The organism is Streptomyces sp. PH10-H1 (assembly GCF_030063355.1).
GTDB lineage: Bacteria > Actinomycetota > Actinomycetes > Streptomycetales > Streptomycetaceae > Actinacidiphila.
Genome location: NZ_JASISZ010000007.1, coordinates 38,535 through 52,531, shown reverse-complemented (window position 1 = coordinate 52,531; position 13,997 = coordinate 38,535). Strand labels below are relative to the sequence as shown.

General features: G+C 70.7%; 13 protein-coding genes. 8 read left to right on the top strand and 5 right to left on the bottom strand.

Annotation, left to right across the window (positions count from 1 at the left end; all coding sequences use genetic code 11):
• Nucleotides 1-35 precede the first annotated feature (35 nt).
• Together QMK24_RS07035 and QMK24_RS07030 are read left to right on the top strand one after the other, a co-directional pair.
• Nucleotides 36-710 carry a response regulator transcription factor gene (locus tag QMK24_RS07035; protein WP_138356121.1) on the top strand — a complete coding sequence of 225 codons (675 nt, stop codon included), beginning with the start codon at nt 36-38 and terminating at the stop codon, nt 708-710.
• A 23-nt stretch (nt 711-733) separates the two neighbouring features.
• Nucleotides 734-2,020 carry a sensor histidine kinase gene (locus QMK24_RS07030; RefSeq protein ID WP_283464338.1) on the top strand — a complete coding sequence of 429 codons (1,287 nt, stop codon included), beginning with the start codon at nt 734-736 and terminating at the stop codon, nt 2,018-2,020.
• A gap of 52 nt (nt 2,021-2,072) precedes the next feature.
• On the opposite strand, the gene QMK24_RS07025 is transcribed toward QMK24_RS07030, so the two are convergent.
• Complete coding sequence (locus QMK24_RS07025) at nt 2,073-2,606, bottom strand: GtrA family protein (RefSeq protein ID WP_283464454.1); 534 nt, start codon at nt 2,604-2,606, stop codon at nt 2,073-2,075.
• A 123-nt stretch (nt 2,607-2,729) separates the two neighbouring features.
• Between QMK24_RS07025 and QMK24_RS07020 the strand changes: the two genes are divergently transcribed.
• From QMK24_RS07020 to QMK24_RS07010, 3 genes are read left to right on the top strand one after another with little or no spacing between them, the layout of a single operon-like run.
• Complete coding sequence (locus QMK24_RS07020; RefSeq protein WP_283464336.1) at nt 2,730-3,869, top strand: 5-(carboxyamino)imidazole ribonucleotide synthase; 1,140 nt, start codon at nt 2,730-2,732, stop codon at nt 3,867-3,869.
• The gene (purE, locus tag QMK24_RS07015; protein ID WP_283464334.1) at nt 3,866-4,393 is read left to right on the top strand and encodes a 5-(carboxyamino)imidazole ribonucleotide mutase; all 528 of its coding nucleotides are present in this window, start codon (nt 3,866-3,868) and stop codon (nt 4,391-4,393) included. Before QMK24_RS07020 ends, purE begins: the two co-directional genes overlap by 4 nt.
• A 20-nt stretch (nt 4,394-4,413) precedes the next feature.
• A complete protein-coding gene (locus QMK24_RS07010) occupies nt 4,414-5,598 on the top strand; it encodes a dipeptidase (protein ID WP_283464333.1) in 1,185 nt (394 codons plus the stop codon).
• Between the two features lie 22 nt (nt 5,599-5,620).
• On the opposite strand, the gene QMK24_RS07005 is transcribed toward QMK24_RS07010, so the two are convergent.
• Nucleotides 5,621-5,986, bottom strand: coding sequence for a VOC family protein (locus tag QMK24_RS07005; RefSeq protein WP_283464331.1), 366 nt, complete (start codon nt 5,984-5,986; stop codon nt 5,621-5,623).
• A gap of 85 nt (nt 5,987-6,071) precedes the next feature.
• Here QMK24_RS07005 and QMK24_RS07000 point away from each other — a divergent pair, with 85 nt between their 5' ends.
• Nucleotides 6,072-6,626 carry a CGNR zinc finger domain-containing protein gene (locus tag QMK24_RS07000; RefSeq protein ID WP_283464330.1) on the top strand — a complete coding sequence of 185 codons (555 nt, stop codon included), beginning with the start codon at nt 6,072-6,074 and terminating at the stop codon, nt 6,624-6,626.
• 237 nt (nt 6,627-6,863) lie between these two features.
• Here QMK24_RS07000 and QMK24_RS06995 read toward each other — a convergent pair whose 3' ends face one another.
• Nucleotides 6,864-8,207 (bottom strand): UDP-glucose dehydrogenase family protein, encoded by a 1,344-nt coding sequence (locus tag QMK24_RS06995; RefSeq protein WP_283464329.1) that lies wholly within the window; start codon nt 8,205-8,207, stop codon nt 6,864-6,866.
• A 93-nt stretch (nt 8,208-8,300) separates the two neighbouring features.
• Between QMK24_RS06995 and QMK24_RS06990 the strand changes: the two genes are divergently transcribed.
• Together QMK24_RS06990 and QMK24_RS06985 are read left to right on the top strand one after the other, a co-directional pair.
• Nucleotides 8,301-9,551, top strand: a complete 1,251-nt coding sequence (locus QMK24_RS06990) for an LCP family protein (RefSeq protein WP_283464328.1) — start codon at nt 8,301-8,303, stop codon at nt 9,549-9,551.
• An 88-nt stretch (nt 9,552-9,639) separates the two neighbouring features.
• Nucleotides 9,640-10,815, top strand: a complete 1,176-nt coding sequence (locus QMK24_RS06985; RefSeq protein ID WP_283464327.1) for an acyl-CoA dehydrogenase family protein — start codon at nt 9,640-9,642, stop codon at nt 10,813-10,815.
• A gap of 102 nt (nt 10,816-10,917) precedes the next feature.
• Here QMK24_RS06985 and QMK24_RS06980 read toward each other — a convergent pair whose 3' ends face one another.
• Entirely contained in the window at nt 10,918-12,102 is a 1,185-nt protein-coding gene (locus QMK24_RS06980) for an LCP family protein (RefSeq protein WP_283464326.1), read from the bottom strand.
• 82 nt (nt 12,103-12,184) lie between these two features.
• Nucleotides 12,185-13,819 (bottom strand): NsdA family TPR-like regulatory protein, encoded by a 1,635-nt coding sequence (locus tag QMK24_RS06975; protein WP_283464325.1) that lies wholly within the window; start codon nt 13,817-13,819, stop codon nt 12,185-12,187.
• Between the last annotated feature and the right edge of the window lie 178 nt (nt 13,820-13,997).

Here is a 13,997-nt window from a genome sequence, read left to right as displayed (position 1 = left end):
GTCGCCGCCTGTCCACGCGGTCTACCATCAAGCCCATGACCCGCGTACTTCTTGCCGAGGACGACGCATCCATCTCGGAACCGCTCGCGCGCGCCCTGCGCCGCGAGGGTTACGAGGTCGAGGTGCGCGAGGACGGGCCCACCGCGCTCGAAGCCGCCCTGCTGGGCGCTGTCGACCTGGTGGTGCTCGACCTGGGGCTGCCCGGCATGGACGGCCTGGACGTGTGCCGCAGGATCCGTACCGAGGGGCACACCTTCCCGGTGCTGGTGCTCACGGCCAGGGCCGACGAGGTCGACACGGTGGTCGGCCTGGACGCCGGTGCCGACGACTACGTCACCAAGCCGTTCCGGCTCGCCGAACTGCTGGCGCGGGTCCGGGCGCTGCTGCGCCGCGGCACCACCGACGCGCCGCAGCCGTCCACCCACGGGGTACGGATCGACGTCGAGTCGCACCGCGCCTGGATGGGCGACGACGAGCTGCAACTCACCGCGAAGGAGTTCGACCTGCTGCGTGTCCTGGTACGGGACGCGGGCCGGGTGGTCACCCGTGAGCAGCTGATGCGCGAGGTCTGGGACACCACCTGGTGGTCGTCGACCAAGACCCTCGACATGCACATCTCGTGGCTGCGCAAGAAGCTCGGCGACGACGCGACGGCTCCCCGGTACATCTCCACCGTGCGCGGTGTCGGGTTCCGGTTCGAGAAGAACTAGCCGAAGGCTGACACCCTTCTCCCATGCGCCGCCGACTGATCTCCTCCACGCTCGCTGTCGTGCTCGTCGTCATCGCCGTCTTCGGGCTCTCGCTCGTCATCGTCGAGACCCGCACGATCGAGAACAGCGCGCAGGAGAGCGTCGACTCCGAGGCGGTGCGGCTGTCGGGCAGCGTCGACAGCCGGCGCGCCAGCGGGGAGAAGGTCGACGCCGACTCGCTGGCCCAGCAGGTCGCCGCCGACCGGTTCGCGATCGTGCGGGTGCCGGGCAGCGCGCCGATCGAGATCGGGACGCCGCCGGGCGGCCGGGTGATCAAGTCCACCCAGACCGGCGACAACGGTGCGACCGTGGTCGTCGAGGAGTCCCGCTCCAAGATCAGCCAGGAGATCGGCAGGACCCTGCTGGTCATCCTGGCGGTCGCGCTGCTCGCGGTGCTGGCGGCCGTGGTGCTCGCGGTACGGCAGGCGCGCCGGCTCGGCAGCCCGCTGACCGACCTCGCGGAGACCGCAGAACGGCTCGGATCCGGCGATCCGCGCCCGCGGCACCGCCGCTACGGCGTTCCCGAGCTGGACCGGATCGCCGACGTCCTCGACGCGAGCGCGGAGCGAATCGGCCGGATGCTGACCGCCGAGCGGCGGCTCGCCTCCGACGCCTCGCACCAGCTCCGTACGCCCCTGACGGCGCTCTCGATGCGGTTGGAGGAGATCATCGCCACCGCCGACGACGAGGACGCCGTCAAGGAAGAGGCGGCGATCGCGCTGGGCCAGGTCGAGCGGCTCACCGATGTGGTGCAGCGGCTGCTGACCAACGCCCGCGACCCGCGCTCCGGCTCGGCGGTCGACTTCGACCTCGACGATGTGATCAAGCAGCAGATGGAGGAGTGGCGCCCGGCGTCGCAGAGCGAGGGGCGCTCCATCATCCGGTCCGGTACCCCGGGACTGCGGGCCGTCGGCACCCCGGGTGCGGTCTCCCAGGTGCTGGCCACCCTGATCGAGAACTCGCTCATGCACGGCGCGGGCACGGTCGGCCTGCACACCCGGGTGACAGGGAATCAAGCGGTCGTCGAGGTCACGGACGACGGGCCGGGCGTACCGCCGGACCTCGGAGCACGGGTCTTCGAGCGGGCGGTGAGCGGTCGCAATTCCACCGGACTGGGGCTGGCGGTGGCCCGCGATCTGGCCGAGGCGGACGGCGGGCGGCTGGAGCTGTTGCAGCAGCGGCCGCCGGTCTTCGCGCTCTTCCTGGCCCAGGAGGATCCGGCGGGACAGCCGCGCCAGCCGCGCGGGGACGTGGCCGGTCCTCCGGTGTAGCGCGTCTCCCGCGAGAGCGACTCCTGCGGAGAGTTCCTCCTGCGGAGAGTTCCTACTTCGGGGAGCGGATGTTCGGCTGCGGTCCCGCTCCGGTCTCGGTCCCGGGCGCGGCTTCGGCCAGTATCGACTCCGCCTGCTCCCGGACCCCGCGTGCGGGCAGCGCCTTGAAGACCCAGGTCCGGTAGGACCAGAAGCGGAAGAGGGTGGCCACGCCGATGCCGGCGAACTTGAAGATGTTGCTCTGCAGCGAGCTGTCCCAGCCGAACCCGTACGTCGCCACGTAGAGCACCGCGTTCTCGATGACCAGGCCGACGGCGCTGAAGCCGAGGAAGAGGCCCAGTTCCTTCGAGCGGCTGCTGCGGTCGCGATCCCGGTAGGTGAAGTACCGGAAGCCGACGTAATTGAAGAGAATCGATACGGCGGTGGCGATGATGCTCGCCCGGACCGTCTGCAGCCCGGTGCTGTGCCGCACCAGGTTGAAGACCCCGACGTTCACCAGAACGCCCGCGCCACCGACCACGCCGAACCTGGCGACCTCTCGATACAGCGATCCCAAACGCGACTGCACGGTTTGGCGTCCGCCCATGGTGATCGCTCGGCCTTGTCTGTCGGTGTGGTCGTACTGGCTCTTCATGCTAACCGCACGGTGGGAAGCGCTGCCTGTGGGTGGCGTCATTCGGGTACTCGGACGCCCGATATCCTGGGGAACGTGACATTCCCGGTAGTCGGCATGGTCGGCGGCGGCCAGCTCGCCCGTATGACCCACGAAGCGGGTATCCCGCTCGGTATCAGGTTCAAACTCCTCAGCGACACTCCGCAGGACTCGGCGGCGCAGGTGGTGAGCGATGTCGTCATCGGCGACTACCGCGATCTGGCGACACTGCGGGCCTTCGCCCACGGTTGCGACGTGATCACATTCGATCATGAGCATGTCCCCACCGAGCACCTGCGGGCCCTGGAGGCCGACGGCATCGCCGTCCGCCCGGGGCCCGGCGCTCTGCAGCACGCCCACGACAAGGGCGTCATGCGGGCCAGGCTCAGCGAGATCGGGGTGCCGTGCCCACGGCACCGGATCGTCGCGGACCCGGCGGATGTGACGCGGTTCGCGGCTGAGGGGGACGGCTTCCCCGTCGTGCTCAAGACCGTGGTCGGCGGGTACGACGGCAAGGGCGTGTGGGTCGTCCGCAGCGAGGACGAGGCCGCGGATCCGTTCCTGGCCGGCGTCCCGGTGCTCGCGGAGGAGAAGGTCGACTTCGTACGGGAGCTGGCCGCGAATGTGGTGCGCTCGCCGCACGGCCAGGCCGTCTCCTATCCGGTCGTGGAATCCGTGCAGGTCAACGGGGTGTGCGACACCGTGATCGCCCCCGCGCCGAACCTCTCCGCCGATCTCTCGGCGCAGGCCCAGCAGCTCGCGCTGACCATCGCCGGAGAGCTGGGCGTCGTCGGGCATCTCGCCGTCGAGCTCTTCGAGACCCGCGACGGGCGGATCCTGGTCAACGAGCTGGCGATGCGCCCGCACAACAGCGGCCACTGGACGCAGGACGGCGCGATCACCTCCCAGTTCGCCAACCATGTGCGCGCCGTACTGGACCTGCCGCTCGGCGACCCGCGCCCGCGCGCGAAGTGGACCGTCATGGCCAACGTCCTCGGCGGCGAATTCCCCGACATGTACTCCGCGTATCTGCACTGCATGGCCCGCGACCCGCAGCTCAAGATCCACATGTACGGCAAGGACGTGAAGCCCGGCCGCAAGGTCGGCCATGTCAACACCTACGGCGACGACCTGGCGGATGTGCGCGAGCGCGCCCGGCATGCCGCCGACTACCTGCGAGGAACGATCACCGAATGACAACGTCCCCTCTCGTCGGCATCGTCATGGGCTCCGACTCCGACTGGCCCGTCATGGAAGCCGCCGCCCAGGCGCTGGACGAGTTCGAGGTCCCCTACGAGGTCGACGTCGTCTCCGCACACCGCATGCCGCGCGAGATGATCGCGTACGGCGAGCAGGCCGACGGCCGCGGCCTCAAGGCGATCATCGCGGGTGCGGGCGGCGCCGCCCACCTGCCGGGCATGCTCGCCTCCGTCACCCCGCTGCCGGTCATCGGTGTTCCCGTGCCGCTGAAGTACCTCGACGGCATGGACTCACTGCTGTCCATCGTCCAGATGCCGGCCGGCGTCCCCGTCGCCACGGTGTCCGTCGCGGGCGCACGCAACGCGGGGCTGCTCGCGGTCCGCATCCTCGCCGCGCACGACCCCGAACTGCTCGCCAAAATGCGGCACTTCCAGGAAGAGCTGAACGAACAGGCCACCGACAAGGGCAAGCGGCTGCGCGCCAAGGTCCAGGGTGCGGCAGGCTTCGGGTTCGGCAAGTAACCCGTATCAAGGAGACGTCGATGGACCTTCTCGCCCGCGCCACGGAACTGCTCGCCGCCCACCCCGTCGTGGACGGACACAACGACCTGCCGTGGGCGCTGCGCGAGCAGGTCCGCTACGACCTCGACCTGCTCGACATCGGCACCGACCAGAGCGCCTCGCTGCACACCGACATCCCGCGGCTGCGCGCCGGCGGCGTCGGCGCGCAGTTCTGGTCCGTCTATGTCCGCAGCGACATGGCCGGCGACGACGCGGTCTGCGCGACCCTCGAACAGATCGACGTGGTGCTGCGGCTGACGGAGCGTTACGCCGACGATCTGCGGCTCGCGCTCACCGCCGACGACATGGAGACGGCGCGCGCCGAGGGCCGTATCGCCTCCCTGATGGGCGCCGAGGGCGGCCACAGCATCAACAGCTCACTCGCCACCTTGCGTGCGCTGCACCAGCTCGGCGTCCGCTATATGACGCTCACCCACAACGACAACCTTCCGTGGGCGGACTCGGCGACCGACGAGCGGCGGGCGGGCGGTCTCACCGCGTTCGGCGAGGAGGTCGTCCGGGAGATGAACCGCTGCGGCATGCTCGTCGACCTGTCGCATGTCTCCGCCGACACGATGCGGGACGCGATCCGGGTCAGCGAAGCGCCGGTGATCTTCTCGCACTCGTCCGCGCGCGCGGTCTGCGACCACGTCCGCAACATCCCGGACGACGTCCTGGCCCTGCTGCCCGCCAACGGCGGCGTCGCCATGGCCACCTTCGTCCCGAAGTTCATCCTCACCGACGCGGTCGCCTGGACCAGCGCCGCCGACGAGAACATGCGCGCCAACGGCCTGCACCACCTCGACACCACGCCCGCCGGCATGAAGGTCCAGCGCGCGTACGAGGCTGAGCACCCGCGCCCCGTCGCCACCCCCGCCACCGTCGCCGACCACCTCGACCACATGCGCGAGGTGGCCGGCATCGACCACCTCGGCATCGGCGGCGACTTCGACGGCACGGCGTTCACTCCCTCGGGTCTCGACGACGTGTCCGGCTACCCGAACCTCATCGCCGAACTCCTCGGCCGGGGCTGGTCCGACGCCGACCTCGCCAAGCTGACGTGGCGCAACGCCGTCCGGGTGCTGCGCGACGCCGAGTCGGCCGCCGTCGTGGCCCAGGCCAAGCGCGGCCCGTCCAACGCGACGATCGGCGAGCTCGACGGCTGACGGCCGGGGCGCCCTTTCTGCCTCAGCAGGCGCAGAGACAGAAAGGGTGTCCCGCCGGGTCGGAGAAGACCCGCCAGTCCCGTTCGCCGCCGTGATCGTCCTCCAGGAGCTTCGCTCCGAGGGCGAGCACCGCTTCCTGCGCCGCGTCCAGGTCCTCGACCGCCACGTCGATATGGAACTGCTGCGGCCGCTCCGGGTCGGGCCACTGCGGCGCGCGCAGCTCCGGCGCCCGCTGGAACGACACCTTGACGCCGTCGGCCGCGCGCAGCTCCACCCAGTCGTCGTCGTCCGCCTCCACGTCACCGCCGACCACGGCCGCGTAGAACGTGGCCAATTCCTTGGGGTCCGGACAGTCCAGGACGACGCTGCCCAGCGTTCCGATGCTCATGCTGTCTCCTTCGCTCGTTACCTGTGATCGTGGTTAACCGGTAACCGTTACTGCATCATGCCCTTCAAGCAGTAACGTGGCAAGGGTGCAGCAGCCCGGAGAACGCGCCCCCGCTCCCGGACCACTCCTTCTGGTCCAGGATCTGGCGAACACCGTCGATATCGAGTCGGCCGACGACCAGTTGCGCACCCCGGCCGACCTGGACACCTGGGCACGGGACCACGGCCTGCACGGCCCCGCCTCGGGCACCACGGACCTCGCCGACGTCATCGCACTCCGCGAGGCACTGCGCGACGCCTGCCAGGCACACACCGGAACGGACGTGCCGGAAGCAACGGGAACAGAACTGCGGCGGCTGCTGGGAGCCGCGCCGCTGGTGCTCTCGATCGACCCGCGGGGCGGCGCGTCGTTGCGCCCGGCAGAAGGCCTCACCGGCGCCGCCGCCCTCACCGCCCACCTCGCCGCCGGCATCACCACCGCCGTCGCCGACGGCACCTGGCCCCGGCTCAAAGCCTGCGCAGCCCACAACTGCCGCTGGGTCTACTACGACCGCAGCCCAGCGGGCCGCAGCCGCTGGTGCACGATGGCCGTCTGCGGCAGCCGAGCCAAAATGCGCGCATACCGCAGCCGTACGCCGTAAAGCAGGACGGTCGGACACGACATACGGGGGCGCAGGGGCAGCGGAAGGCGGCCGAGCACTTGCGCACGGGACGCACGGGAACTCGGAGGGGAACGGGGGCGCAGGGGTAGGGGTCCGAAATGCTGCCGAGCTATTTGTGGGCCGCCAGGCCCGTAAATAGTCGATTTCGGACCCCTACCCCGGAGCCACCGGGCCCCGGCCCGGCAACGCTCCCGCAGGGACCCGGCACCAAAGCCGTCAGGCCGAAGGACGGCCCATCGCGCGGAACTTCCAGCCCGCCGCGCGCCACAGCTCGGGAGAGAGCGCGTTGCGGCCGTCGATGATGTGCCGCGTCGTGGCGACCTCGCCGAGGGCCGCGGGGTCGAGGTCCCGGAACTCGCGCCATTCGGTGAGGTGAAGAACCACATCCGCCCCCCGCACGGCATCCAGCGCACTGCCCGCGTACGCGAGCGTGGGGAACAGCGCCCGCGCGTTGTCCATGCCCTTGGGGTCGTAGACGGTGACCTGGCCGCCCTGGAGGTGGATCTGCCCGGCCACATTGAGCGCGGGCGAATCCCGTACGTCGTCGGAGTCCGGCTTGAAGGCGGCGCCGAGTACGGCGATCCGCTTGCCGAGGAAGCTGTCGCCGCCGACCGCTTCGCGGGCGAGCTCGACCATGTGGCCGCGCCGCCGCATGTTGATCGAGTCGACCTCGCGGAGGAAGGTCAGTGCCTGATCGGCGCCGAGTTCACCGGCGCGCGCCATGAAGGCGCGGATGTCCTTGGGCAGGCAGCCGCCGCCGAAGCCGATGCCGGCCCGCAGGAACTTGTGGCCGATCCGGTCGTCGTGGCCGATCGCCTCCGCGAGCTTCACGACATCGCCGTCGCCGGCCTCGCACACCTCGGCCATGGCGTTGATGAAGGAGATCTTCGTGGCGAGGAAGGCGTTGGCGGCGGTCTTGACCAGTTCGGCGGTGGGGTAGTCGGCGACGACGAACGGCGAGCCTTCCGCGACGGGTGTCGCGTACACCTCGCGCAGCAGTTTTTCGGCGTGCGCGCTCGCGACGCCGACGACGACCCGGTCCGGGTGCAGAGTGTCCTGGACGGCGAAGCCCTCGCGCAGGAACTCGGGGTTCCAGGCCAGCTCGGCGTCGGCCCCGGCCGGAGCCAGTTCGGCGAGCCGGGCGGCGAGCCGGGCGGCGCTGCCCACCGGCACGGTGGACTTGCCGACGACCAGGGCGGGCCGCCGCAGATGCGGTGCGAGCGTTTCGAAGGCGCTGTCGACGTAGGACATGTCGCAGGCGTACTCGCCGTGCTTCTGCGGGGTGTTGACGCAGACGAAGTGGACATCACCGAATTCGGCGACCTCTTCCCAGGAGGTGGTGAACCTCAGCCGTCCGGTGGATCCCTCGATGCCGGCGACGTGCCGGGCGAGCAGTTCCTCGAGACCCGGCTCGTACATCGGGACCTTGCCGGCCGACAGCATCTCGATCTTGCGGGGGTCGATATCGAGCCCCAGTACCTCGAAGCCGAGCTCGGCCATGGCGGCCGCGTGGGTGGCGCCGAGGTAACCGGTGCCGATGACGGTGAGCTTCAGAGGCATGCGAAGAGCATAGTCGCGTCCCGGTGTGTGAAATCCAGGGTGGAGCCGTGGTCAGATGGCCACAACGCGTACACAGCTGAGGGGGTGGAGGCCGTGGCACGAGCCAGCCAAGAGGACGCGGTACCGAGAAGTGAAGAGGGTCCCGAACCGGGTGGGCAGGCCGAGGGGTCAGAGCACATCAGGGAACCCGAGCAGACCGGGGAACCCGTGCAGACCGGGGAACCCGTGCAGACCGGGGAACCCGTGCAGGCCGGGGAACCCGTGCAGGCCGGGGCGGCGCTGCCCGGGGAGCCGCCGGAGCCGAAGGACCGCAGGGCCCGTCGCCGGCGCAGAACCCGCCGGGTGCTGCTCGCCGCCGTGCTGCTGCTGTGTACCGGCGCGCTGCTGATCGTCGGCACGGTCTGGTACGCGTACGAGCACTACACCGGCCGGGTCGACCGGATCCCGAACGCGTTCCCGACGAACGTGCCGCCCGAGGCGCAGCCCGCGCCCGGCAAGGGCGGTCAGACATTCCTGCTGGTCGGTATCGACGCGCGCTCGGACCTGCCGACCACCGGCAAGGGCGCCAAGGCGCCGGAGTGGCAGTCGGGCGCGCAGCGCAGCGACACGATGATGCTGGTGCACCTGCCGGCCGACGGGAAGCACGCGTATGTCGTCTCGCTGCCCCGTGACTCCTGGGTGCCGATTCCGGGCCACGGCAGCGACAAGCTGAACGCGGCCTTCTCCTGGGGCGGCCCGCCGCTGCTGATCGACACGGTGCAGCGGCTCACCCATGTGAAGGTCGACCATCTCGCGGTGATCGACTGGAGCGGCTTCAAGAAGCTGACCGACGCCATCGGCGGGGTGGACATCACCGTCGACAAGACCGTCTCCCCGCGCAACGGCGCGGGGATGTGGGACGCGGGCACCCACCACATGGACGGCGACGAGGCGCTGGACTACGTACGCGAGCGGTACGGCCTGCCGCGCGGCGACCTGGACCGTACCCACCGGCAGCAGAACTTCCTGCGGGCCGTGCTGGCCAAGGTGCTGGCGGGGGACACGCTCAGCAATCCGCTCAAGGCGAAGCGGATGCTGGACCAGGTGACGAACTCGGTGAGCGTCGACGACCGGCTCTCCGACGGCGATCTGCGGGACCTGATCTGGGGCATGAAGGGCACCAGGTCCTCCGACATGGTGTTCATGAACGCGCCCGTCGCCGGCTTCGACATGATCAAGGGCCAGGAGGTGGTCCTTCTCGACCGGAACGGCACGTCGGCGCTGTGGGAAGCGGTGCGGAACGACACGATGGCGGACTACATCGGAGCGAACACCGTGGACCGGCTGGGCAGCAAGGTGTCGTGAAGCTCACGTATGCCGGGCGGCCCGATCGGGCCTACGATCGGTTGGTTACTTAACGGTAGTTAGCAAGCACTCGGGGAGTGAGACAGCCTTGGCCGGTTCTTCCGATTTCGACCTCTACCGGACGTCCGAGGAGCACGACATGCTCCGCGACTCGGTCCGTTCGCTCGCCGAGGCGAAGATCGCCCCCTTCGCGACGGAGGTGGACGAGGAGGGCCGCTTCCCGCAGGAGGCCCTCGACGCCCTCATCACCGCCGACCTGCACGCCGTGCACGTCCCGGAGGCCTACGGCGGCGCGGGCGCGGACGCCCTGGCCACCGTGATCGTGATCGAGGAGGTGGCCCGCGTCTGCGCGTCGTCCTCCCTCATCCCGGCCGTGAACAAGCTCGGCTCGCTCCCGGTGATCCTGTCCGGTTCCGAGGAGCTCAAGAAGAAGTACCTCGGCCCGCTGGCCAAGGGCGACGCGATGTTCTCGTACGCCCTGTCCGAGCCCGAGGCGGGCTCCGACGCGGCCGGTATGAAGACCCGCGCGGTACGTGACGGCGACTTCTACGTCCTCAACGGCGTGAAGCGCTGGATCACCAACGCGGGCGTCAGCGAGTACTACACGGTGATGGCCGTCACCGACCCGGAGAAGCGCTCGAAGGGCATCAGCGCCTTCGTCGTCGAGAAGGCCGACGAGGGCGTCTCCTTCGGCGCCCCCGAGAAGAAGCTCGGCATCAAGGGCTCGCCGACCCGCGAGGTCTATCTCGACAATGTGCGGATCCCCGCCGATCGCATGATCGGCGACGAGGGCACCGGCTTCGCCACCGCGATGAAGACCCTCGACCACACCCGCGTCACCATCGCCGCCCAGGCGATCGGCATCGCGCAGGGCGCCCTCGACTACGCCAAGGGCTATGTGCACGAACGCAAGCAGTTCGGTAAGGCCATCGCCGAGTTCCAGGGCGTCCAGTTCATGCTCGCCGACATGGCCATGAAGCTCGAGGCCGCCCGCCAGCTGACCTACGCGGCCGCCGCCAAGTCCGAGCGCATCTCCGCCGGTGGCAAGGACGAGGACCTCACCTTCTTCGGCGCCGCCGCCAAGTGCTTCGCCTCCGACGTCGCGATGGAGGTCACCATCGACGCCATCCAGCTGCTCGGCGGCTACGGCTACACGCGCGACTACCCGGTCGAGCGCATGATGCGCGACGCCAAAATCACCCAGATCTACGAGGGTACGAACCAGGTCCAGCGCATCGTGATGGCGCGCAACCTGCCGAAGTAACCGAGGTCGCGGCGTAACTCAGGACGCCGTACGCGAAAGCCGTGCGCGAAAGCCCCGGACGAATTCCCGTCCGGGGCTTTGTTGCTGAGGGACGCCGACCGGTCAGCCCTTGTCGGTGACCGTGACCGTCTCGTCGTTCTTCAGCTGGGCGAATAGCTGCTTGGACTTCGCCTGGTTCCACTTCACCGCGACGCCGTCGCCGCGGGTGGGCAGACTGGCGGTGGAGATCGGGACGGTCATCGACTTGCCGTCGCCGCTCGTCACGCCCTTCATCGCCCAGAACATCGAGCTGATGTTCCACAGGCTCATGCCCTTGTCGACGATGAGGGTGTCGAGGCCGGAACCGATCACCGGGTAGAGAGTGAACGGGTTCAGCACGGTGCTGGGCGAGGCCGCCTGGTGGGCGAGCGTCGACAGGAACTTCTGCTGGTTCCGCATCCGGCCGAGGTCCTGGTCGGCCTCCTGGTGCCGCTGCCGGACGAAGGCGAGGCCCTGCTTGCCGTTCAGCGTCTGGCAGCCGGCCGGGAAGTCCGCGCCCGACGCCTTGTCCTTGAGCGGCTTGTCGAGGCACATGTCGACGCCGCCGAGCGCGTCCACCAGGTTCACGAAGCCGGAGAACCCGATCTCGGCGTAGTGGTCGATGTGCAGACCGGTGTTGTACTCGACGGTCCGGGTGAGCAGCTCGGGGCCACCGTCCGCGTAGGCCCGGTTGAGCTTGTGGGTGGCGGCCGGGTAGCGCTTGCCGGACTGCTGGCCGGTGAAGGCCGGGATCGTGACGTACGAGTCACGCGGCAGGCTGAGCATGGTGTTCCCGTTGCCACCGACGTGCAGGACCATCATCGAGTCGGTCCGCTTGCCCTGGGCCGAGCCGGTGTGCAGATCCTGCTCCTGCTGCTTGGACAGCCCCTCGCGGCTGTCGGAGCCGACGATCAGATAGTTCGTGCCCTTACCGCCGGCCGGCCGGTCCTCGACCTTGCTGAGGTCCACCTCGCGGCGCACCTTGCCGTCGGCCCAGAAATACGTACCGGCGGAGACCACCAGCAGCACCAGGACCAGGCTCAGCAGGGTGATCTTCACCTTACGGGCCCGGCTGCCGGGCCGGCGGCCGGAACCGCGGCCACCGCCGCCGGTGCTCGGCGGCCCGTAGTCGCCGCCGCCGGCCCCGCCCCGCGAAGGCTGCGGGGGTACACCGGCCGCGGCGGCCGCGCCACGGCGCGGCGACAGCTCGGGGGGCAGCGGTGGCTCGGTGCGCCGGCGCTGCTCTGCTTCGTTGGACCATCCGCTCATGGGGAAAGTGTGCCCGCTGGGGGTGCGAGACCGGCAATCGCAGGCGGTTCTGTAGCAGACCCGATGCATACCCGTACATGTGTTACAGGGCGGTCATCGCGAGGTCCCGGCCGGGCGCCTCCCTGCCCCCGCGCTGCCGTACGGGACGGCCGTGCAGCCGCTCCCACAGCGCTGCCAGGGCGTGCCGCACCCGGGGGGAGTCGATGCCCTCGACGGCACGTCCGGCCTCCGTGGCCAGCTCCCGGGCCCGATCCACGGCGCCCAGGTCGAGTGCGGCCCCGGCCCGCAGGACGAGGGTGCCCGCGCGGTCGCGGGCCCGGCCCTCGGGCAGCGCGGAGAGGGTCCGCCGGAGCCAGTGGTCGGCGGCGGCAGGGCGGTCCAGCGCGAGCTCGCAGGCCGCGGCCTCCGCGCAGTAGTCGGCCCGGTGGTCGGCGCCGCTCCGGGTGTCGGGGGTCAGGATGGCGCCCGCCGCGGCGAGCAGCCGCTGGCACCCGCCGGCCTGGCCCAGTACGGCATGGGCCCGCGCCTGCCGGGCCATGAGCAGCGCCGAGGAGCGGAGTACGTCGGCCGGGAGCCCTCCCGCCGCGCGCGGATCGGCATCGCGTTCGTCCGCGGCGTACCCGTGCGCCGTGGACGTGCCGGCGGCGCGCCCCTCGCCCGTGGCCGCTTCCCGGACGAGGCCCTCGCGGGCGGCCCGCGCGATGGCCAGCGCCTCCTGCGGACGGCCGGCGGTCAGGCACTGCAGGCTCATCGCGGCGAGGACCCGCGCCCCCAGCGGGCGGTCACCGGCGGCGTGGGCGGCCGACAGCGCGGCGGTGAAGTACCGCTCGGCGGCGGCCTCGTGGCCGGTGTCGAGACAGGCGCGGCCCGTCAGGCACGCCAACTCGCCTGCGACCGTGAACAGCCGCCGCGCCGGGAGCCCGGCGGCATCGGCGGGACCGAGCCGCGCCGTGGGTCTGCGGGCCAGCAGATCGGTGACCAGACGCAGTTCGGCGTCGGCCGCCGCGCGGACCGGTCCACCGCCGAGCGCGGCCTCCAGCCGGCGCAGCGCGGGGACCCGCTCCTCCAGCGCGCCGATCGCGGCGAGCAGCGCGGGCGTGGCGTGTGCGGCGGACGAGCCGCCGCGTGGCCGCGGCACGGACTGGGACGCCGCGAAGGGTGCCGGCGCGGGCACGGCCACCGGTGCGAGCACGGCCACGGACGCGGACGGCGACGCGGACGGCGACGCGGATTCGGATGAGGGCACGGGCGAGGGCACGGTCATGGGCTGTGGCTGGGGCCACGACAGCGGGGCGAGCGCGAGCCACCGCTGCGCGGCCGTCGCGGCGCTGCCCGCGCCCGCGACCATGAACCCGCGCCGGTCCAGCAGCGCCGTCCCGGCCGTCGCGTCGAGCGCGGCGACGCAGTCCTGCGGTGTCCAGGCGACGCGCGCCGCCGTACGGTCGCCCACCGGCAGCCAGCCGGGCCACGGAGTGGTGGTCAACTGGGCCTGCGGAACCCCGAGTTCGCTGGCGAGGGCCTGCTGTGTCTCCAGGTCGGGTACGACTCCGCGGTGTTCCCAGCGCCACGCCTTCTCCCGGCGCGCGGACATGTTGCCGACCCGGCGGGCGACGATGTCGACCACGTCCTGGTAGGTCCAGCCGCGCTCCGCGCGTATGCAACTCAACGGGTGGCTCAAAGGCTGTTCCCCGCCGGTCACGGCGCCGTTCCCCGGCATGCGTCCCCCTCCTCGGCAGTCGAATGCCGCACTCTAGCGCCGTCAAATGACGGACAGTGAACGCGCGTTGGCGCAACGGAAGCTACCGCGAAGCTACACGGGCGGCCTGGTTGCCGCTGAGGTGACCGTGGTGCGCCGGTGCCTCCCTTGGCCCGCGGTCCGGGTCACCCCTCCTGAC

Coding starts and splice junctions, on each gene's coding strand:
- QMK24_RS06975 (WP_283464325.1), bottom strand. CDS start 13,819: ATGCCGGGGAACGGCGCCGTGACCGGCGGGGAACAGCCTTTGAGCCAC.
- QMK24_RS07025 (WP_283464454.1), bottom strand. CDS start 2,606: ATGGGCGGACGCCAAACCGTGCAGTCGCGTTTGGGATCGCTGTATCGA.
- QMK24_RS06995 (WP_283464329.1), bottom strand. CDS start 8,207: ATGCCTCTGAAGCTCACCGTCATCGGCACCGGTTACCTCGGCGCCACC.
- QMK24_RS07035 (WP_138356121.1), top strand. CDS start 36: ATGACCCGCGTACTTCTTGCCGAGGACGACGCATCCATCTCGGAACCG.
- purE (WP_283464334.1), top strand. CDS start 3,866: ATGACAACGTCCCCTCTCGTCGGCATCGTCATGGGCTCCGACTCCGAC.
- QMK24_RS07010 (WP_283464333.1), top strand. CDS start 4,414: ATGGACCTTCTCGCCCGCGCCACGGAACTGCTCGCCGCCCACCCCGTC.
- QMK24_RS07005 (WP_283464331.1), bottom strand. CDS start 5,986: ATGAGCATCGGAACGCTGGGCAGCGTCGTCCTGGACTGTCCGGACCCC.
- QMK24_RS07030 (WP_283464338.1), top strand. CDS start 734: ATGCGCCGCCGACTGATCTCCTCCACGCTCGCTGTCGTGCTCGTCGTC.
- QMK24_RS06980 (WP_283464326.1), bottom strand. CDS start 12,102: ATGAGCGGATGGTCCAACGAAGCAGAGCAGCGCCGGCGCACCGAGCCA.